The sequence below is a fragment of the Thalassotalea sp. Y01 genome, from assembly GCF_012932945.1.
GTDB lineage: Bacteria > Pseudomonadota > Gammaproteobacteria > Enterobacterales > Alteromonadaceae > Thalassotalea_A.
The window spans coordinates 324,690-344,851 of the sequence record NZ_JABBXG010000004.1; the positions used below are offsets into that span (position 1 = coordinate 324,690).

13 protein-coding genes are annotated in these 20,162 nt (G+C 44.8%); 6 read left to right on the top strand and 7 right to left on the bottom strand.

The window, feature by feature from the left end; all coding sequences use genetic code 11:
* Positions 1-324: 324 nt before the first annotated feature.
* From HII16_RS08060 to HII16_RS08080, 5 genes are all read left to right on the top strand, one after another.
* A complete protein-coding gene (locus tag HII16_RS08060) occupies positions 325-3,081 on the top strand; it encodes a TonB-dependent receptor (RefSeq protein ID WP_169129088.1) in 2,757 nt (918 codons plus the stop codon).
* 117 nt (positions 3,082-3,198) lie between these two features.
* Positions 3,199-4,689 carry a tryptophan halogenase family protein gene (locus HII16_RS08065; RefSeq protein ID WP_169129090.1) on the top strand — a complete coding sequence of 497 codons (1,491 nt, stop codon included), beginning with the start codon at positions 3,199-3,201 and terminating at the stop codon, positions 4,687-4,689.
* Between the two features lies 1 nt (position 4,690).
* On the top strand, positions 4,691-6,196 hold the full coding sequence (locus HII16_RS08070; RefSeq protein WP_169129092.1) for a tryptophan halogenase family protein: 1,506 nt from the start codon (positions 4,691-4,693) through the stop codon (positions 6,194-6,196).
* 11 nt (positions 6,197-6,207) lie between these two features.
* A complete protein-coding gene (locus HII16_RS08075) occupies positions 6,208-7,125 on the top strand; it encodes an aldo/keto reductase (protein WP_169129094.1) in 918 nt (305 codons plus the stop codon).
* Between the two features lie 82 nt (positions 7,126-7,207).
* Positions 7,208-8,626 (top strand): MFS transporter, encoded by a 1,419-nt coding sequence (locus HII16_RS08080; RefSeq protein WP_169129097.1) that lies wholly within the window; start codon positions 7,208-7,210, stop codon positions 8,624-8,626.
* Positions 8,627-8,641: 15 nt separating this feature from the next.
* On the opposite strand, the gene HII16_RS08085 is transcribed toward HII16_RS08080, so the two are convergent.
* The 3 genes from HII16_RS08085 to HII16_RS08095 all read right to left on the bottom strand — a co-directional run bounded on the left by HII16_RS08085 (position 8,642) and on the right by HII16_RS08095 (position 10,111).
* Positions 8,642-9,388, bottom strand: coding sequence for a transposase (locus HII16_RS08085; protein ID WP_169129099.1), 747 nt, complete (start codon positions 9,386-9,388; stop codon positions 8,642-8,644).
* A 106-nt stretch (positions 9,389-9,494) separates the two neighbouring features.
* Positions 9,495-9,686, bottom strand: a complete 192-nt coding sequence (locus HII16_RS08090) for a helix-turn-helix transcriptional regulator (RefSeq protein WP_169129101.1) — start codon at positions 9,684-9,686, stop codon at positions 9,495-9,497.
* Positions 9,683-10,111, bottom strand: a complete 429-nt coding sequence (locus tag HII16_RS08095; protein WP_169129103.1) for a hypothetical protein — start codon at positions 10,109-10,111, stop codon at positions 9,683-9,685. The genes HII16_RS08090 and HII16_RS08095 overlap by 4 nt, the downstream gene beginning before the upstream one ends.
* 198 nt (positions 10,112-10,309) lie before the next feature.
* Between HII16_RS08095 and HII16_RS08100 the strand changes: the two genes are divergently transcribed.
* Positions 10,310-11,614 carry a M24 family metallopeptidase gene (locus HII16_RS08100; RefSeq protein ID WP_169129105.1) on the top strand — a complete coding sequence of 435 codons (1,305 nt, stop codon included), beginning with the start codon at positions 10,310-10,312 and terminating at the stop codon, positions 11,612-11,614.
* Positions 11,615-11,695: 81 nt separating this feature from the next.
* On the opposite strand, the gene HII16_RS08105 is transcribed toward HII16_RS08100, so the two are convergent.
* From HII16_RS08105 to glgB, 4 genes are read right to left on the bottom strand one after another with little or no spacing between them, the layout of a single operon-like run.
* The gene (locus HII16_RS08105; protein ID WP_169129106.1) at positions 11,696-13,540 is read right to left on the bottom strand and encodes an alpha-amylase family glycosyl hydrolase; all 1,845 of its coding nucleotides are present in this window, start codon (positions 13,538-13,540) and stop codon (positions 11,696-11,698) included.
* Between the two features lie 37 nt (positions 13,541-13,577).
* Positions 13,578-15,761 carry a 4-alpha-glucanotransferase gene (malQ, locus tag HII16_RS08110; protein ID WP_169129107.1) on the bottom strand — a complete coding sequence of 728 codons (2,184 nt, stop codon included), beginning with the start codon at positions 15,759-15,761 and terminating at the stop codon, positions 13,578-13,580.
* A gap of 4 nt (positions 15,762-15,765) precedes the next feature.
* Entirely contained in the window at positions 15,766-17,913 is a 2,148-nt protein-coding gene (glgX, locus tag HII16_RS08115) for a glycogen debranching protein GlgX (RefSeq protein WP_169129108.1), read from the bottom strand.
* A gap of 13 nt (positions 17,914-17,926) precedes the next feature.
* Complete coding sequence (glgB, locus tag HII16_RS08120) at positions 17,927-20,116, bottom strand: 1,4-alpha-glucan branching protein GlgB (RefSeq protein ID WP_169129109.1); 2,190 nt, start codon at positions 20,114-20,116, stop codon at positions 17,927-17,929.
* Between the last annotated feature and the right edge of the window lie 46 nt (positions 20,117-20,162).

Below are 20,162 nucleotides of genomic sequence, written 5' to 3' on the forward strand. Positions count from 1 at the left end.
AATCACGCTATTTTCGGTCAAATACACTACACTTACCGGCAAATGTTAAATTACTGTAAACCTTGTAAAAACAAGGTGTATATAAACATGAATACGTATGCATGCAGTTCAATCTGTAACGGATTGTAACTAGAATCTGCGGCCAATTGGTGTAAGTGCCTGATAATGAATACGTATGCAATCTGTTCATATTGTAATCAATTGTAATTAGAATTAACGAAAATAACTTATTGAATAAAAACATTCGGTAAGGAATACAAAAAATACTCGTAAAGGGAATACGGGTCAACCAAAACTACCAGGATGGTACGGGGAGATAAAAATATGTTTACTTTCAAGAGGAATAAATTGACCTCTGCTTTGCTTTCGGCAGGCTTAGTGTCAATGAGTTCAATGGCTATTGCTGCTGAAGAAACAGAAGCATTAGCTGAAGAAGATGTAGAAATCATCGAAGTTACCGGTATTCGCGGTAGTCTTCAAAAAGCTCAAGCTATCAAAATGAGCACCAACTCTATCGTTGAAGTTCTTTCAGCAGAAGATATCGGTAAACTACCAGATACCTCAGTAGCAGAATCTTTAGCACGTCTACCAGGTCTAGCCGGTGAACGTCGTAACGGTCGTACAAGTGGTCTATCTGTTCGTGGTTTCAATGAAAACTACGTAGGTACCTCATTAAACGGTCGTGAGCTTCTAGGTATGGGTGACAACCGTGGTGTTGAGTATGACCTTTACCCTTCAGAAATCGTAAGCAACGTTGTTGTATACAAGACGCCAGAAGCTGGTCTTGTTGCTCAAGGTATCGGTGGTACGGTTGACCTACAAACTGTTAGCCCATTAAACGCTGACTCTACTTTGGTTGTTAACGCTAACTACGAAGAAAACCAAGAAGACGCTGCTAACCCAGATTTTGACAACGACGGTCACCGTTTCTCTCTAAACTTCGTAGAGCAATTTGCTGATGACACCATTGGTGTTGCATTAGTTCTTGCCACGCAAGAAACACCACGTCAGGAAGAAAACTTCCGTGCATGGGGTTACGCTGATACTGAAGACGGTAACAAAGTTTTAGGTGGTCACGATTCTTATGTTCGTTCTGCACTACTTGAGCGTGACTCAGTTGCAGCTATCATCGAATGGGCGCCAAACGATCGCTTAAACGTGCAACTTGACGCACTATACATCGACTTTGAAGAAAGTGACGCACGTCGTGGTATCGAAGAAGGTGGTCCGGTATGGGGTGGTGTTAACTACACTGCAACTGAAGTTGAAGACGGTCTAGTAACAGCTGGTTACTGGGATGGTTTCCATTCAGTAATCCGTAACGATGCACGTAGCCAAACGTCTGAACTCACCACATTCGGTTTGAACGTTGATTACGCTCTAAACGATGACTGGTCTGTTGAACTTGACGTTTCAACTGGTGAAGTAGACAAAACTATCTTCGACGTAGAAAGCTACTCGGGTGTTGGTCGTGCCGGTGTTGATGGTCGTCCTACGGCAGCTCGCTCTTGGGAAATGACATCATCTGGTGTGTACTACACAGATCACCCAACATTATCTTCTCCAGATTACACAGACGAAAACTTAGTTCGTCTAGCGGGTCCTCAAGCTTGGGGTAACCCAGCTGCTGCACCGTCTGATTCACAAGATGGTTTCGTTAACCGTCCAGAATACGACGAAGACTTAGACAGCGTTCGTTTATCTCTTGCTGGTGTGGTTGAATGGTCAATCATCTCTGGTATTGAAGCTGGCGTAATGTACTCTGACCGCAGCAAATCAAAAACTAACGAAGGTGACTACCTAACAGCACCTGAGTACCCAGGTGACGGTCCAATCCCTAACGTATTAGGTGTTGCAGATCTTGGTTTCATCGGTCTTGGTGGCATCTTGGCATATGACTCATTAGGTCTATACAAGTCTGGTTACTACACTGCAGTTGAAGCATCATTGGTACAAAATGACCGCTTAGGTGATACCTACACTGTTGACGAAGAAATTACCACTTTCTACACCAAGTTAGACCTTGATGCAGAATTCTGGGGCATCTACATGTCAGGTAATTTTGGTATTCAATATGTTGACGTTGACCAAGAATCAAAAGGTTTCTCTACTACAAGTGATGAAGTAGGCCGAACGGTAGCCACGCCAGTTTCTGGTGGTGCAAGCTACTCAGACGTACTGCCAACTCTTAACTTGAGCTTTGAAATTGCTGAGAACCAATTTATCCGTACTGCTATGGGTAAAGTACAAACTCGTCCACGTATGGACCAAATGCGTCCTAACAATCAGGCATCATTCTCGTTCAATGATAACCAAATCAATAACCCTGATCCTGAAGGCGGTCCTTGGAGCGGTAGTAAAGGTAACCCAGAGCTTAAGCCTCTAGAAGCGAACCAGTTCGATATCTCTTATGAGAACTACTACGCTGAAGACGGTTTCTTCGCTACGACGTTCTTCTATAAAGATCTAACTAACTGGCACCGTACTGGTAGCACCGTAACTGATTTCTCTGACGTTTACATGCCAGACTTCCACCAAGGTACCGAAGGTCAAGCACCTGCGACTCTTGAAGGTTTGGTTTCTGAAACTCAAGACGGTTTCGAAGGTTTCGTACGTGGTTACGAATTCCAAGCAAGCGTTCCATTACGTTTAGCTGCTGACTTCCTAGAAGGTTTCGGTCTTGTTGCGTCTTACACCTTACTTGACGGTGAACTAGACGACGGTGGTCGTATCCCTGGTCTTTCTGAAGAGACTTACTCACTAACGGCATACTATGAATACGAAGGTTTTGAAGTTCGTGTATCTGGTACCAAGCGTGATGAATTCCTAACAGAGACTCGTGGTACTTCACTTGCACTTGTTGAAACAGAAAACTTAGGTGTTGAAATTTGGGATGCACAAATCGGTTATGACTTCAGTAAGTCTGGTATCGAATGGCTTGACGGCCTACGTGTTACTCTACAAGGTCAAAACCTTACAGATGAAGACGACATCACAGCGCAAGCTGGTGACTCTCGTCAAATCAACACGTTCCAACACTACGGCCGTAACTTCTTGCTAGGCGTGAACTACAAGTTCTAATCTGGCGATGTTATAGTCTAATGGAAAACCTGCTAGGATAACTTCTAGCAGGTTTTTTACTAAATACAGGTCTAAATCCTTGTTTTTCTTACACCTTGTTAACACGGTATTAATTTCATGAATAAAGCAATTAACAAAGTCGTCATATTAGGTGGTGGTACCGCCGGTTGGATCTCTGCCTCGCTATTGCAAAAGCTTATTGGTCCGCAATTGCAGGTTGAATTAATTGAATCAAATGAAATTGGTACAGTCGGTGTCGGTGAAGCAACCATTCCACCTATTCAAAATTTAAATCAGGTGCTTGGCCTCAATGAAGCCGAGTTTCTGCGCGAAACCAAAGCAACCATCAAACTGGCCATTAAGTTTGAAAACTGGAAAGAGCAAGGCCACAGTTATTATCACACCTTTGGCGCGGCCGGTAAGTCATTAGCATTTTGCCATTTTCATCATCTACTAAAACGTGCAGGGCAATTAAATGACGACAGTCACCTTTGGCAATACGATTTAAACGCCTTGTGTGCCGAGCAGGGTAAATTTGCTCACATCAAAGCCAAAGATCCTATTTTAGATTTACCTTACGCCTATCATTTTGATGCTGGCTTATACGCCCAATATTTGCGTAAAGTCTCAGAAAAAATGGGCGTTAAGCGCACCGAAGGCACCGTTGTTGACGTCAAACAATGCCAACAAAGTGGCTACATTGAAGAGCTAACCTTAAAAGACGGTCGCAAAGTACAAGGCGACTTGTTTATCGATTGTTCTGGCTTTGCCGCTTTATTGATTGAGCAAAAACTATCAACCGGTTATGAAGACTGGAGCCATTGGCTGCGTTGTGACCGTGCAGTAGCCGTTGCCTCAGAACGTTTTGAACACACCTTGCCATACACGCGTTCCATCGCCCATAAAGGTGGTTGGCAATGGCGCATCCCATTACAACATCGCAATGGTAATGGTCTGGTATTTCAAAGTAATCAATACAGCGAACAAGAAGCCATCGACTTGTTGATGAATAATCTCGACAGCAAGCCTCTGACCGACCCAAAAGTATTGAAATTTAAAACCGGTCGACGTTACCAGCAATGGAATAAAAACGTCATTGCCGTTGGCCTATCCAGTGGCTTTTTAGAACCGTTAGAATCCACCAGTATTCATCTGATTCAATCGGCGATAGTGCGTTTAGTGCACTTGTTCCCGCATGCTGGTATTGCCGATACCGATGTCACCGAATACAACAAACAATCGAAGTTAGAATTTGAACAAATTCGTGATTTCATCATCCTGCATTACCATGTTAATGAGCGCAACGACAGCTTGTTTTGGAAAGACATGCGCAATATGCAAGTGCCAGAAAGCTTGACCCATAAGATTGAATTATTCCGTCAAACCGGTCGTCTGTTTCGTGAACAAAACGATTTGTTCCATGACAGCTCTTGGTTACAAGTAATGTTAGGTCAGGGCATTATCCCACAGGATTATCACCCAATCGCCAACACCCTTAGTGATGAGATGTTAAAAACCAACCTACAACGCATCAAGGCAATCAAAAACGAGCCGATTGCGCAATTACCAAGCCATGATCAGTTCTTAAAAAACTATTGCGGTATGTAATATGAGCAACGACAAAGCGTTTGATATTGTTATTGTTGGCGGTGGTACTGCTGGCTGGATGACTGCAACCTTGATGGCGAAAAAGTGGCAACATCTACCAGTTCGTATTACCTTGGTCGAGTCGCCAGATGTCAACATCATCGGTGTTGGCGAAGGCTCGACACCAACCTTAAAACGCTTTTTTGAGATCATTGGCGTGGCTGAATCCGAATGGATGGCAAAATGTAACGCCACCTATAAGGTCAATATTCGTTTTGCTAACTGGAGCCCTGCGTCAGGCATCGACAGCTATTGCCACCCGTTTCCAGCACAAGTCGATAGCTTTAGCAGTCGTGCGTTTTTGGTCAATGGCCGTACCCGACGTTTAGGGCTGGATGTAGAAACGCAGCCAGAGAAGTTTTTACTTAATGGTCTGTTAGCCGAGCAAGGCAAAGGGCCATTAACACCGGACAACTTCCCATTCAAAATTGAATACGGTTACCATTTTGATTCTTCATTGCTGGGGCAATACTTGCGCAGTGTGGCAGAATCCCTTGGTGTACGATACCAACAATGCCATATCGATCAGGTGCAGCAACAACCAAATGGTAACATCAGTCGTTTGTGCACTAAACAAGGCGAGACCATAGACGGCGACTTTTTTATAGATTGCACCGGTTTTGCCTCCTTGTTGATGCAAAAAACCCTTGGCGTTAAATTTAAATCATTTAAAGACAACCTGTTTAATGATTCGGCGGTGGTCATGCCAACACCGATCACTGAGCAGATCCCAAGCGAGACATTATCAACGGCATTATCGGCTGGCTGGTGCTGGAAAATCCCGCTGACCAACCGCTTTGGTAATGGCTATGTATTCAGCTCTGATTTTATCAATCAAGATCAAGCCGAAACCGAGTTCCGTCGCCATATTGGCATGCTCGACAGTGAACAAGAGTGCCATCATTTAAAAATGCGAGTCGGCCAAGTCGAAAAGCATTGGCATAAAAACGTGTTGGCTATCGGCTTATCACAAGGCTTTATTGAGCCGCTCGAAGCAACGGCTTTGCATCTGGTGCAGATTGCCATCGAGATGTTTATCATCGACATGGAAAAAGGTCAGTTTACCAATCAGCTGCAAGACAGTTACAACCAAAAAGTCAGCGAACGATTTGAACGCGTGCGCGATTATATTGTGGCTCATTACAAACTCAACACCCGCAATGACAGCGACTACTGGCGCGCCAATCGCGACAACAATCATATTTCTGACTCTCTTCTTGGGGTGCTTAAAACCTGGTACAACCGCGAAGATTTAGCGGCAGAGATTGAGCGCCAGAATATCTCCACTCACTTTGACAGCATGTCATGGAACTGCTTACTGGCAGGTTATGGCGCATTCCCTAAACTGGCGCCAAACCAACCAGGCCAAGGTGATCTTTACCACGAAAAAAATATCCAAAGCTTTGTACAGGGCTGTGCATTGAACTTTCAAAGCCATCAGCACAACCTGAAAAGCATCAGTAAATAATAGAGAACCCTATGAAAACCATTCAAATAGGCCATTTAAATCAGCCATCTTCCCGATTAATTTATGGCTGCATGCGCATTAATGGCGATAACTCAGCCGACGCTATTGAGCAAGGTAAAAACGCTATTCGAGCAGCGGTTGACGCTGGATACAACCACTTTGATCATGCTGACATTTACGGCAATGGCGAATGTGAGCGAATTTTTGGTGCAGTGATCAAAGAATCACCTGAGTTGCGCGATCAGTTAGTCGTCACCTCCAAAGCCGGCATCCGTTTTGCGGGCACTCCAACCGCTGACGATGTTGGTCGTTACGATTTTTCAAAAGAGTACATCACCACGCAAGTGGAAGCCTCATTACAGCGTTTGAATATTGACGCGTTGGATTTGTTTCTGTTGCATCGACCAGATTATTTATTCGACCCACAAGTGGTTGCGGAAACCTTCGAGCAATTAAAACGCCAAGGTAAAGTGAAACAATTCGGTGTCAGTAACTTCAGCCCGTCACAAGTTAGTATGTTGCAATCGTTTAGCACCGAAAAGCTGGCGGTAAATCAAGTAGAGATCAACATCCACAATATCAGTGCATTTGAAAATGGCACTTTAGATCAATGCCTTGAAAAACATATGGTACCAATGGCTTGGTGTCCAATTGCTACCGTGGTGTATGAGGCATGGGGTAATACCTTTGATCAAGATACCGTAAACCGCATTCATCAGGAACTGGATCGTCAAGCGCAATTCTATAACGAAGAAAAATGGATTGTGATTTTAGCCTGGCTGATGATTCATCCTGCCAATATATGTCCTATTGTTGGCTCTACTAACCCTGAGCGCATTAAAGCCGCTACCAGAGCATTAGATATTAAATATCGTCGAGAAGACTGGTATCGCCTGTTACAGGCGCGTAATGGCCAGCCTGTGCCTTAGCCACAACTCAGACACCCAGCGGCGAGCAGATTAATAATAACAATAACGCTCGCTTTTATTTGCCAAATGATAGTAAGAATTTATGTTAGATATTCAAAAAAACCTCTCTAGGCGTTTTTATGCCTTACTCAGCCTGCCGTCGACGGCGATGGGCTTTGCGTTATCGGTACAAATAGCCGCGCTAAGTTGGATCTTGACCACACAATACGGTCTCGATATCCATGAAGTTGGTCTGGTATGGGCGGCAGGCCCTATCGCCGGTATTTTGGGACAAGTGATCATCGGTATCATTTCCGACAAAGTATGGTTCTGGAATGGTCGACGTCGACCATTTATTGTTATCGGTGGTGTGCTGGCAGGCTTAATGCTTTTGGCTTTGCCAAACATCGACATCGTCTCAACATCCATGGGAGTCGAAAGCTTATTGGCGATGGCTATTGCCATTGCCTTAACGTTAGATTTGGCGATTAATGTTAGCTTTAACCCAACCCGTTCGATTATTGCTGACGTGACGCCAGAAGGCGACAAGCGCACCTTAGGCTACACCTGGATGCAAACCATCTCAGGTACTTTTGGTATTCTCGCCTACGCTATCGGCGCGGTCTGGGGTAACTACGTACTGATTTATTTGGGCGCTGCATTGGTGCTGATTCTATCGGTTATTCCACCATTTTTTATCACCGAACCGAAGCAATTACCGGTCAGCGTAGACGGTCAGCAAGGCTCATTAAGTTTCAAAGAAATTCTCATTAATATTCGCCCGTTATGGGGTTTTATCATTTACGATGTTTATGCCATGGCGCGACAAATATCCCGTGTTGAAGTAACCCATTACTACGCCGAAATGGCCTGTGCCTTTTTAACCTTAATGTTTGTTTTGCAAACCATTATGGCAAAAGAAGAAGGCCACAGTGACGCTAAGGCCGGCTTGATTGGTTTTCGTAAAGTATTGGCAGCGCATTCCTTTAGTTGGGTTGGTGTACAAACCATGTTTGTCTTTATGTTTGCCTTTTTACAAGACAAAATGCCCGCCATTAGCGATAAAGAATTAGGGCAAATCATCTCCATTGCCTTTCTTATTTTAAGTATCGTTGCCGCCTACTTACCAGCCTTATTGCTTGAGCCTATGGCGAAAAAATTTGGCCGAGTTAAAGTGCATACCTATGCCATCGCATCCATGGCGGTCGGCTACTTCGCTGTGGCGATGATTGGTGAGAGCAAATACACCTTGTATGTATTGATGGCGATTTTGGGCATTGGTTGGTCATCAATCATTTCATTGGTATTTGCAATCATGTCGGAGAAAATCGATCAAAACAAAATGGGCATGTACATGGGATTGTTCAACCTCTCGGTTGTTCTGCCACAATTGTTGGTCAGCTTAGGTGTTGGTTTGTTTATCTCACAAACTGGCGACAAGAGCGCCATATTCTACTTGTGTGGTATCGCCTTAACCCTATCAACTATTTGTTGGACTCAGGTAAAAGAGCACCGCAAATAACTTCAAGGGGTCAGATCACTTGAACGGTGAATCTGGCCCTTCCCCCTTTTTCAAGGGGTCAGATTGGTTGAAACGGTGAGATCGTCGGTCACCTCCATGGCAATTAACGCTGATCTTTATTTTTAATTCGTCTTTCAATTGTCGTTTATAGCTATCACTGCCATACACAGTGGCTCTATTAATTGAATCTCGTAACTTTTCTAAAACATGGTCACTGAGTTCGTCTGCAAATAAAGCCAAATACAATTGCTGTCTTTTGGCATCTGAATTTGCGATTGCCAAATAGCATGAATGGAACTCTATAAAATCAGACTTTTGCCCCAATGCATTCACTGCAAAACTACTCCACATAAAATCTCCAGGATTTTCCACCATAAAAGCGCGCACAGGGTTTAACTCGATATAGCGACTAACAGTCAGGAAATATAAACCCGTTTCAATAATACAAGACTTAAATCGACCTTCCCAAAGCGTACCTGTGCGCTCATATTTCTTATTAAAGTAACGAACATATTTTCGACCGATAGCCTGCATAAAAAGACTAACAGCACCATTTTTTCGAGGTGTTAATAATAGATGAACATGATTAGTCATCAAAACATAGGCGTGGATGTCTACCTCAAACCTTTTGCCATATTGGCCTACTAGTTTTAGATAGTATTGGTAATCTTTTGCCTCAACAAAACAGTTGCTGCGATTATTACCACGCTGAATCACATGAAGGGGGATATCTGCTATGCAGAGTCTATTTGAACGAGGCATCCTTTTGTTCCTTTAAATATCATCCATGATATTTAAAGGATAGGTTAGCTTAATTTAATTTGCAGATTAAAAGAGAGTTAGTTTCAAGTGTTCTGACCCCATGAAACTAGTCTTCACTAAATATCTCTTCAATCTTTAATTCAAACAGTCGGGCTATTTTAAACGCCAGTGGCAAACTCGGGTCAAACTTACCTTTTTCGACCGCATTGATGGTTTGTCGCGATACCCGCAGTGCGGCGGCGAGATCAGCTTGAGTCCAGTCACGTTCAGCCCGCAATACTTTTAAGCGGTTGTTCATCGATACTTCACTCCACCTTTGATCATGCCAATCATATAGGACAGACACATGACGATAACCATATGTGCCAGTTCAGGTTCAAAGCTAATCAAGCGCACATTGTGCAATAATTGATAACAACAGCCGACCACCAATCCGACACCAAGTGATAAGGCCATCGCCTCACTTTGAATTTTCTGCTGCATCTCATCTAGTGAGCGCAAATGAGCACGATTGGCCATGATCATCGCCGTACCGGTTAGTAAGTTAACAATTACCGCGATAACCGTTAGCAGCGTATTAAAGTCCCATAAAAATTTAGGGCCAAATGCCAATAACGCCGTTGCGATCAACCAGACAAATGTACATAGGCCAAGTGTTTTGACCTTTTGCTTTTGCTCTGTCTGCCACTGTTGATGTTCATTTTGTAAATCTTGCTTAACCATTGGTATACCTCACTTGTCATAATGTAAAATAAACTTGACTTAACACAACAATAGAGTGTTTTTTAAACCATGTCAAATAAACTTTACTTTATGTATTATGTATTTTACTTAAAGTTCGATATTTATCGGTCATTAGCTATTTGCATTTACGGCAATTGTCAGTACAGTTAATGCAAATAGAATCAAGGAATTATCGATATGAGACGTTTTTTATTGCTCGCCTTAATGGTTATAGTCAGCAGCGCTAATGCAGCTGGCCAATATGATTTTAAAGGCCCATCACCTTGGCCTGAAATTCGCAAACAACGAATCGCACAGCTATTACCTCAGGCGATGCAAGCGGCGAATGTCGATGCCTGGGTGGTTATTTGCCGCGAAAATGACAACGATCCATTAGCGGATCATGTCGGTGGCGAAAACGCCGGCGGTGAAGCCAGCCTGTTGTTTTATATCAGCGACAAGGGCTTACAATCCGTGGCCTTTTCACCTGAGAGTGAATCCACCGCCTTAAGCGAAGCCGGTATTCACGATAAAGTCATCGCCGTGAAAAAGGGCGAGTCGAGCATGAAACAAGCGGCAGCTTTCATCAAGCAGCAACAATTTCAACGTATTGCTGTTAACAATTCTGACAAGAATGCTCAAGCCGATGGCCTCAGCTTTAGCCAACGCATGCGCTTGCAACAGGCGCTTGGCAAAAGTCTAACCGATAAGTTGGTATCATCTGAAGAGCTGGTATATGAGTGGTTATCGATTAAACTGCCGGCAGAAATCGACATCATGACCGCGGCGGCAGAGCTGACCGCGCAATGGCAGCTAGAAGCTTATCAGCAGGTTATACCCGGTAAAACCACTGACGCCGAGGTTGCTGCGTTCTTAAAGCGAAAGATGCAACAATATGGTGTCAGCGATGGCTGGGCGCCTGATCAAAACCCTAACGTGAACTCCGGTGTCGATCGCGGTCACTCCCATGCCACCGACAAGGTGATCATGCCCGGCGACGTGATTCAAACCGATTTCGGCATTCGCGTTTACGATCGTTGGGTAACCGACATTCAGCGCTTTGCTTATGTACTCAGAGCCAATGAAACAACAGCACCAACTGACATCGCTAGTTATTGGCAACACGCCAAAGCGGGCGGTTATCAAGCGTTTAAAGCAATGAAGCCTGGCGTAAAAGGCGTTGAGGTAGACGCGGCGCAAAAAGAGTTAATGGTGCTGGCCAAATCACTACCTGTGATCTGGAGTACCGGGCATCCGGTGGGTTATGTTGCCCATGATACTGGACCAAATCTTGGTGGCTCACACAGCCCAAGTTCGAGGCCTGCAGCACAAAAAAAGTTAAAGCAAGGCATGGTCTTTGCCTTTGATGGATTTCATAGCTGGCATCTTGAAGATGGCGGCGTGAAAACCATTTCCGTTGAAGAAATGGTGGAAATTACCGAAGATGGTGCCCGCTACTTGATTCCCAGACAACAAGACTTGGTGCTGATAAAGAGCAAATAAAACCGTTGCGATGGCACCTTCGCTGAGAATAAAAAAGGCCGGATTATCCGGCCTTTTTTTTCTATTTACTTACCGCTAAAATTATTTCTCACTACGGTAAATAGCGTAACTAAGTGGTGCCAAATTTATGTTGATGGCGCCAGCTTGTTCGGTCTTATCTTTGGCAACAACGATAGGACGATAATCCTGTAGTGACATCTGTAAGTCGACATTTTGCTCGCTATTGGCCGTATTTGCGACAACCAAATATTGATATTCATCGTCAGTACGAGTAAACGCAAAGATGCCCGGCGTAGCTTGTGAATACATCACCTCTTGCGAACCTTGACGTAACGTTTTGTGCTGACCATAAATGTTGGCTAGACCAACCAAGTCTTGATACAACACATGGCTTTGGTCAAAGTTGTCGTCGGCGGTGGTTTTGTCGGTGCCAAGCAAGTCGTCGTCGTTATAGATGGCTACTTTTGATGGCATCATATCCTGACGCGCGTTTTTGTCATTACCGTCTCCAACAAAACCCTGTTCGTCGCCGTAATAGACCACAGGAATGCCGCGAGAGAAGTACATTAATGCGTTCGATAATTTGATACGCTCGAGCTTTTCGGCTTCCGTCATTTGCGGGTGTTTGTCATTAAGCATAAAGGCAAAGCGACCCATATCATGGTTACCGGTAAAGGTTACCAAGGTCGAGGCATCGCCATACTCACCATTGTATAAATGGTCTTGATCAAACAGCTTTTGCAATTCGTCACTGCCTTTACCTTCGATCAACGCACGATGAACCGCACCTTGGAAGGCAAAATCAAGAATAGACTGTAATTTACCGTCATTAACAAAGGTGCTCAGATTTTTCGGTTCACCGTCGTACACTTCACCAAACATAAAGAATTGTGGAATGCCTTCAGCTTTAGCATGCTCGAGAATCGCCGGTGAAAACTCTTGCCAAAATTCCATATTAACGTGCTTAACAGTGTCAATTCTAAAACCATCCGGTTTGAATTCAGAGACAACGCCTTTAAATACTTCGATTAAGCCGCTAACAACCTCAGGATCTTCGGTATTGATATCATCAAGGCCGGCAAAATCGCCGTATATCGCACTTTCACCTTTCCACAGGCTATCACCCTGATTGTTATAATATTTAGGGTCATTTAACCAAGCAGGTACTTTAAGATTTTCTTTGCCTTCAGGCACAAATTCCGTATAGCTATCGCCATTCGCAACTTGCTCTTTGGTTTTATAATCACAAAGACCAGGGGTTTCATGTAGCCACTGATCGCCGTTTTCGCCGTGACACTCTTTAAACTTGATCACGTCGGCTGTGTGGTTGGCGATAATGTCGAAGAACACTTTCATGTTTAACTTGTGTGCTTCATCAATCAGATCGACAAGATCCTGATTCGAGCCTAAGTGCGGGTCGATTTCGGTGAAATCCAACACCCAGTAACCATGATAGCCAGAACTGTCGCCTTGCACCGCCTGATTACGCATAATAGGCGTCATCCACAATGCGGTAATGCCCATTTCCTGTAGGTATGGCAGTTTTTCTTTCAGGCCTTTCATATCACCACCGTGGTAGTGACCATTACTGCTGCGATCAAAGCCACCATATGACTCAGGCTTGTCTTTGCTGCCCAAGTCATTGTCAACATCACCATTGTGGAAACGGTCTGGCATAACAAAGTAAAACACTTCATCACGAACATCACGTTCTAGGTAATGTGGTAATTGGCTGCTGATCGGCGCAATGCTAATTTTTTGCTGCTGATCATCCGTTGCGGTTACTTCAATCTCTTGTTCTGCTTGCGTGACTTGTTCTGTTTGCGCCACTTGTTCTGCTTGTTGCTGTTTGTTATCGCTGCTATCACAGCCGCTTAAGGCTAACGATAGTGCGATTGCTGAAGATACTAACGTTAAATGTTTCATTAACTCCCCCATAAAATCTTCATTGTGAAAGGTGCCATTAGGCACCCTTTGGACGTTCTTGATTCATAACATCAACCAGGTTTAACATATCGGTTTGTGACCAAAAATCATTGATATTAATAGGTAAACGACGACGCCAGTTTGGATGCTCATCAACCGTACCAGGAATATTTACTTGCTCATGTAAGCCTAGTGAGTCTTCCAATGGCACCAACAACACACGACTTGGCGCTTTCGCTAAGAACGCTTGTGCTGCTCGTGACAGGGCATGATTCATTTGCGCCGGCTTGGCTGATGGAAACTCATCACGATTAAGCACGCCTTCGTATTCCAATGCCGCTAATAATTGTTCACGGTCGGTAACTCGGCCAGCACGTTCGTCGATACCCATTTGCTCATTCGGGTATAAATTCAAATCCTGACGCCATTTCAGGTCATTGCCTGTCCACCAACCAGCTAGGGTTGATAAATCATGGGTAGATACCGTAACCATAGATTGCTCAGGGTATAACTCTGGACGGAAATATAAGCCATTTTCCCAACGCTCAAAAAACAGCACTTTGTACGACAACAAGCCAGACTCGGCCATAACATCGCCAAAACCGTCCGGCACATTACCCAAGTCTTCGCCAATCACCACACAGTTATTGCGACGTGATTCTAGGGCAATTATGCGGAAAATTTCTTCCAGTGGGAAGGTAATATAAATACCCTGATCTGCCGCCATACCTGGTGCAACCCAGTATTGACGCATCAAACCCAATACGTGGTCAATACGCAAAGCGCCAGCGTGACGCATGTTACTGCGCAAAGCTTTCACCAAAGGCATATAACCTTTCTCGATCAGTGCCACAGGATTAATTGGCGTTAAGCCCCAGTCCTGACCTAAAGTGTTCATTGCATCAGGTGGCGCGCCAACCGCTGCACCGGCAACATAGCTGTGTTTATCTGCCCATACTTCAGCACCTGAACCGTCACAACCTACCGCCAAATCCATATACAAGCCAACAGGCATGTCATTATTTTTCGCCTCACTGGCCGCATCGCCCAACTGGCTATCCGCTAGGAATTGTAAAAACTTGAAGTAACCAATACGCTCAGCGTTTTCTTTCTTAAAGGCTTCAACTTGTTCACTATGTGGGTCTTGAAACTCTACTGGCCATGCTTTCCAGCCATAAGCGTTCTCGTCGATATTGCGAAAATGCTCATACAAGGCATCAAAGGTGGCAAGCTCTAACAGGTCATCAGCCATCAAGCTAACAAATTGATTGAAGGCATCGGCAAAAGCACTGTTTTTCGGCAAATGATTGGCGACAAAGTCACGGTACAATAACTCTAAAACCTGAAATTTCAGGTGTGCCGCGTAAGGGTAATCAATGAAGTCCTTACTGTTGGCGTCATTCACGTGCTTTTTAAAGTCGGTTGAATTAACCAAGTCCTGTGCCGGCTTACAGCTAGCAAAGTTGGCAACACCCGTCACATCAATGTACATGGTGTTTAAGAAACAACGACTAGTTGGTGAATACGGGCTAATGTGACCTGGGTTATTTGGATACAATGGGTGTAAGGGGTTTAAACCGATGGCGGTAACGCCGCGCTTGGCTGATTCAGACACTAGGTTTTTCAGATCGCCAAAATCGCCCATGCCCCAACTGTTGTCCGATTTAAGCGAGTATAATTGCGCCGCTAAACCCCACATGCGGTAATCTGCCACTTCATTAGGCGACAAACAAGTTTTTGGCGCAACAATGATATGACAGCTTTCGCTGCTGCCATTCACGCTGACCGTTAAGGTGTGGTAACCCTCAGTCAGCGGTGGTAATGGCAAATCTAATTTTTGGTAATGCACACCATCAACGTTGCCTTCATTGATAATTGCCAAATCAGCGAGGTCTTGGCTGCCATTTAACGACTGGCCATTCTCAAGCGCCAAAGTCCAGTTAACGGTGTTGGTTTTTAAGGCACTGTTGATACTTAGTGGTGCGGTGAACTGGCTCAATTCCGCTTTAACTAAATGGGTAGCGGGAAGCATGCGTTGCCACACACCATTTTTTAATTGTTCTGCTGCTGCCAGAATTACTTCATCAGAAGATAAGTCATAATCCATTGCTTCTAACAGGGCTTTTAGCGCATCCTGATTAGCAAATACGGTATTGCCGTAGCAATCCTTATAACTCGGGTGAAAGCCCACTTGTTCAGCAAGCTGTTGCATTGGTGTCATAATATCATTCCTGAGTATCAAATTGGCTATATGTCAGCACTATCATGCTGTGCGCCTCTACGCTGAGCTCGGTATCATCTATGCGATTGCAGGTGATAACGGCGTCCAGGTTGGCGGTATTTATTATTTCGGTCCATACGCCTTTCAACTTAGGCAATTGAAAGCGAGTCGGGTGACTGTGCGCATTGAATATGATCAACAAGCCGTCATCGACGGTGATGTCACATATGTCACAGAACTGACTTTGTTTGGCGTACAAACTTCTGCGGTCATGGTTCGTTTCAGCAAGCATCATGGCAAAGCTCTTTAGGGCTTTATTGTGCCAGTTGCTTTCATCCATGGGTTCACCATGACAATTAAACCAACTCAAATCTTTCAGGCCGGTTTTCTTTGAAACCTTTTGACCGTGCTGATAGTGCAAGCGGTTTAATAATGGATGTTCTTTGCGCAGCTTGATTAACTGCTGGACGAAGCGCAATTGCTCTTCATCTTCTTTATGCCAGTTAAGCCAGGTTATTTCATTATCCTGACAGTAGGCGTTGTTGTTACCATGTTGGGTGTTGTTGCGTTCGTCGCCCGCCAACAACATCGGCGTGCCTTGCGATAGGAACAAGGTGGCTAGAATATTGCGTTTTTGCTGACTTCGAACTTGATTAATTCGGCGATCTTGGGTTTCACCTTCAACACCGTAGTTGCAACTGAAATTGCTACCATGGCCATCGCGATTATTTTCACCATTAGCATGGTTGTGACGCTGCTCAAAGGTGACCAAATCGTGCAAGGTGTAGCCGTCGTGTGTGGTAACCACATTAACGCTGGCATACGGTCGGCGACCGTGGTGTTCAAAAATATCTCCACTGCCGTGCAAGCGTCTCGCTAACTCCGGCACCATACCTTCGTCACCACGCCAATAACGTCTTACCGCATCACGGTAGCGGTCATTCCACTCCTGCCAGTTACCCGGGAACTGCCCCAATTGATATCCGCCGTGACCGATGTCCCAAGGTTCGGCAATCATGCGCACATCGGCCAGCACAGGGTCTTGACGTAAGGTGGTAAAGAACGCGGTATAGGAGTCAAAGTTATCGTTGTTTTGATAGTTTTTGCGACCAAGGATCGGCGCCAAATCAAAACGAAACCCGTCAACGCCCATAATCTCTACCCAGTAACGCAAACTGTCCATGACCATTTGCAATACTCGTGGATGAGCCAGGTTTAAGGTGTTACCGCAACCCGAGTGGTTTACATAAAGACGCTTGTCTTCTTTTTCGAGACGGTAATAACTGGCGTTGTCGATGCCTTTAAAGCTGAACGTTGGCCCAAGGTGATTGCCTTCGGCAGTGTGGTTGTATACCACATCGAGGATCACCTCCATGCCAGCGTCATGAATGGCGGCCACCATATTTCTAAATTCGCTAAGCTCTTCTTGTTGGGCGTATCTCGGCTCCGGCGCAAAAAACGCCATCGAGTTATAACCCCAATAGTTTTTCAAGCCTTTTTCTAGAGCGAACGCTTCGTCAAAAAAGCCATGTATCGGCAAAAGTTCAATCGACGTGATACCAAGTTCTTGTAGGTATTTGATGACTTTTTTGTCAGCCAAACCTTGGTAAGTACCGCGTTTTTGCTGAGCAATGTCTTTATTTAATTTGCTGAAGCCTTTCACGTGTGCTTCGTAAATGATGGCTTCGTTATCTGGAATACGAACCTTATGCTCGACTTTCGGTAATGGCTCTGTAACCACGCATTTTGGCATAAAACCGGCGTTGTCAGTATGCTCAATCACTAGGTCTTGCTGACGTGATTGCACGTCATAACCGTAATGATGATCGGACCAACTAAAGCTTTTGGTGAGCTTTTTCGCGTACGGGTCAAGCAACAGCTTTGATGGATTAAAGCGATGACCATTATGCGGTTCGTAAGGACCATAAACACGGTAACCATACAAACAACCAGGCTTCACCTCAGGCAAGTAAATATGCCAAACTTCATCGGTATATTCGCTCAGTTCAATGCGTTCAATTTCACTTTCGCTGACGGTATCAAACAAGCACAACTCGACTTTGGTTGCATTCGCTGAAAACAACGCAAAGTTGGTGCCTTGACCATCAAAATTGGCACCAAGCGGGTAGTTTTTACCGGGAAGGATGTGCATTTGCTGTTATGCCCTATACCAGCTCAAAGATTAAGGTTGCCAATGGCGGTACGGTTATTTCGATTGACTGATCGAAACCTTGCCATGGTGTTGCTTGGCTATTTGCACCGTCGACATTGCCGACGTTGCTGCCACCATAAATGCCAGCATCTGAATTAAATATCTCTTTCGCATAACCAGACTTTGGCACGCCTAGTCGGAAATTGTGGTGCACGGCTGGGGTAAAGTTACAAACCACTAACACCGGGTTGCTGCCATCTTTGCCGTAACGAATGTAGCTGTAAATTGATTGTGCTGAGTTTTCATAATCGACCCAGTCAAAACCTTGCTTTTCACAGTCCAACTGATGCAATGCAGGGGTATCTTTATAAATACGGTTTAGGTCTTTGATCAGCGCATGCACACCTTTGTGGCTGTCATGATCTAGCAAGTGCCAGTCTAGCGCTTGTTCATAATTCCATTCGGCAGATTGACCAAACTCACAACCCATAAATAGCAACTTTTTGCCCGGATGAGTCCACATAAAACCGTAGTACGCACGTAAGTTAGCAAAACGCTGCCAGTCATCACCAGGCATACGACCTAAGATAGAGCCTTTACCATGCACCACTTCATCGTGGCTCAAAGGCAAAATAAAGTTCTCATCAAAGGCATAAACCAAACCAAAGCTGATTTCGTTGTGATGATGCTGACGATAAATTGGATCACGACCTATGTATTCTAAGGTGTCGTTCATCCAACCCATATTCCACTTATAACCAAAACCAAGGCCGCCCATCGACGTTGGCTTGGACACACCAGGCCATGACGTTGATTCTTCAGCTACTGAGAAGGCACCTGGGTAATCGGCATACAACTCTTCATTGAATTGCTGCAAAAAGGCAACCGCTTCTAGGTTTTCATTACCGCCGTGCTCATTGGCAATCCATTCACCTTCATTTCGGCTGTAATCGAGATACAACATAGAGGCAACTGCATCAACACGAATACCGTCGATATGATAATTGTCTAACCAATGGGTTGCACTGGCGCGCAAAAAGTTAGCCACTTCGGTACGACCGTAGTTGTAGATCAAGGTATTCCAGTCTGGGTGAAAGCCTTTACGAACGTCTTCATGCTCGTACAAACAGGTACCGTCAAATTTACCCAAGCCGTGGGCATCAACCGGGAAATGACCGGGAACCCAGTCAATCAATAAGCCAATACCAGCACTGTGACAGGCATCGACAAAATATTTAAAGTCATCGGCATTACCAAAGCGCGCCGTCGGGGCAAACAAACCAACCGGCTGATACCCCCAAGAACCATCAAAAGGGTACTCACTGATCGGCATCAACTGAATATGGGTAAAGCCCATGTCCAGGGTGTAAGGGATCAGCCGATCAGCGATATCTCGGTAATTTAAAAATTCATTATTGTCATCACGCTGCCAAGACCCTAAATGCACTTCATAAATCGAAATCGCTGCATCACGGGCATTGCGAAGCTCGCGAGTTTGCATCCATTTTTTGTCTTGCCAGTTATAGTCACTCGGCGCCGCTATGACAGATGAAGTGTCTGGACGATATTGTGCTTGAGCACCATACGGATCAGATTTTAATGGCAATAAATGGCCATATTGGTCTTTCACTTCGAACTTATAGTTACAACCATCGCCAATGGTGTTGGCACTGCTGTTTTCAGGAATAAATATTTCCCAAATACCAGCATCAAGACGCTTGCGTAACGGGTGGACGCGACCATCCCAGTTATTGAAATCACCAACAACAGCGACATGGCTTGCATTTGGAGCCCAAACCGCAAACGACACGCCTTTCACACCTTCATGGGTAACCACGTGCGCACCAAGCTTTTGATACGGCTGCTTGTGCTTGCCTTCGTTAAACAAGTAAATATCCAAATCACCGAGCACTGGCGCACAGTTAAATGGGTCAATAAATGTTTTCTCAGAATGGGCAAACTCTGCCTTTAGCTGATAGTCAAAAGGCTTCTTACGGCGAGTGGTTTTACTGAAAAAACCCGCATCATCAAGCTTATCTAACTTGGCAACCACCTTGCCGTTACTATCAACCACACATACCGACAACGCGCCTGGAACAAAGCTGTTGATTTGCAAATAGCCTTTGTCAGTGGCATGCATGCCCAAAAATCCATACGGGTTTTGGTGGCGGGCCTGTAATATGGCATCGATTTGCTGTTGCATCGGTAGTTTTCCTTTCCTGAACTGCGTTTATTTATGTTTAACGATT

Excerpts from the sequence above, each read along its gene's own strand:
- HII16_RS08085 (WP_169129099.1), bottom strand. The coding sequence starts at position 9,388 with ATGCCTCGTTCAAATAGACTCTGCATAGCAGATATCCCCCTTCATGTG.
- glgB (WP_169129109.1), bottom strand. The coding sequence starts at position 20,116 with ATGCAACAGCAAATCGATGCCATATTACAGGCCCGCCACCAAAACCCG.
- HII16_RS08060 (WP_169129088.1), top strand. The coding sequence starts at position 325 with ATGTTTACTTTCAAGAGGAATAAATTGACCTCTGCTTTGCTTTCGGCA.
- HII16_RS08080 (WP_169129097.1), top strand. The coding sequence starts at position 7,208 with ATGTTAGATATTCAAAAAAACCTCTCTAGGCGTTTTTATGCCTTACTC.
- HII16_RS08070 (WP_169129092.1), top strand. The coding sequence starts at position 4,691 with ATGAGCAACGACAAAGCGTTTGATATTGTTATTGTTGGCGGTGGTACT.
- HII16_RS08095 (WP_169129103.1), bottom strand. The coding sequence starts at position 10,111 with ATGGTTAAGCAAGATTTACAAAATGAACATCAACAGTGGCAGACAGAG.
- malQ (WP_169129107.1), bottom strand. The coding sequence starts at position 15,761 with ATGACACCAATGCAACAGCTTGCTGAACAAGTGGGCTTTCACCCGAGT.
- HII16_RS08065 (WP_169129090.1), top strand. The coding sequence starts at position 3,199 with ATGAATAAAGCAATTAACAAAGTCGTCATATTAGGTGGTGGTACCGCC.
- glgX (WP_169129108.1), bottom strand. The coding sequence starts at position 17,913 with ATGCACATCCTTCCCGGTAAAAACTACCCGCTTGGTGCCAATTTTGAT.
- HII16_RS08100 (WP_169129105.1), top strand. The coding sequence starts at position 10,310 with ATGAGACGTTTTTTATTGCTCGCCTTAATGGTTATAGTCAGCAGCGCT.
- HII16_RS08075 (WP_169129094.1), top strand. The coding sequence starts at position 6,208 with ATGAAAACCATTCAAATAGGCCATTTAAATCAGCCATCTTCCCGATTA.
- HII16_RS08105 (WP_169129106.1), bottom strand. The coding sequence starts at position 13,540 with ATGAAACATTTAACGTTAGTATCTTCAGCAATCGCACTATCGTTAGCC.
- HII16_RS08090 (WP_169129101.1), bottom strand. The coding sequence starts at position 9,686 with ATGAACAACCGCTTAAAAGTATTGCGGGCTGAACGTGACTGGACTCAA.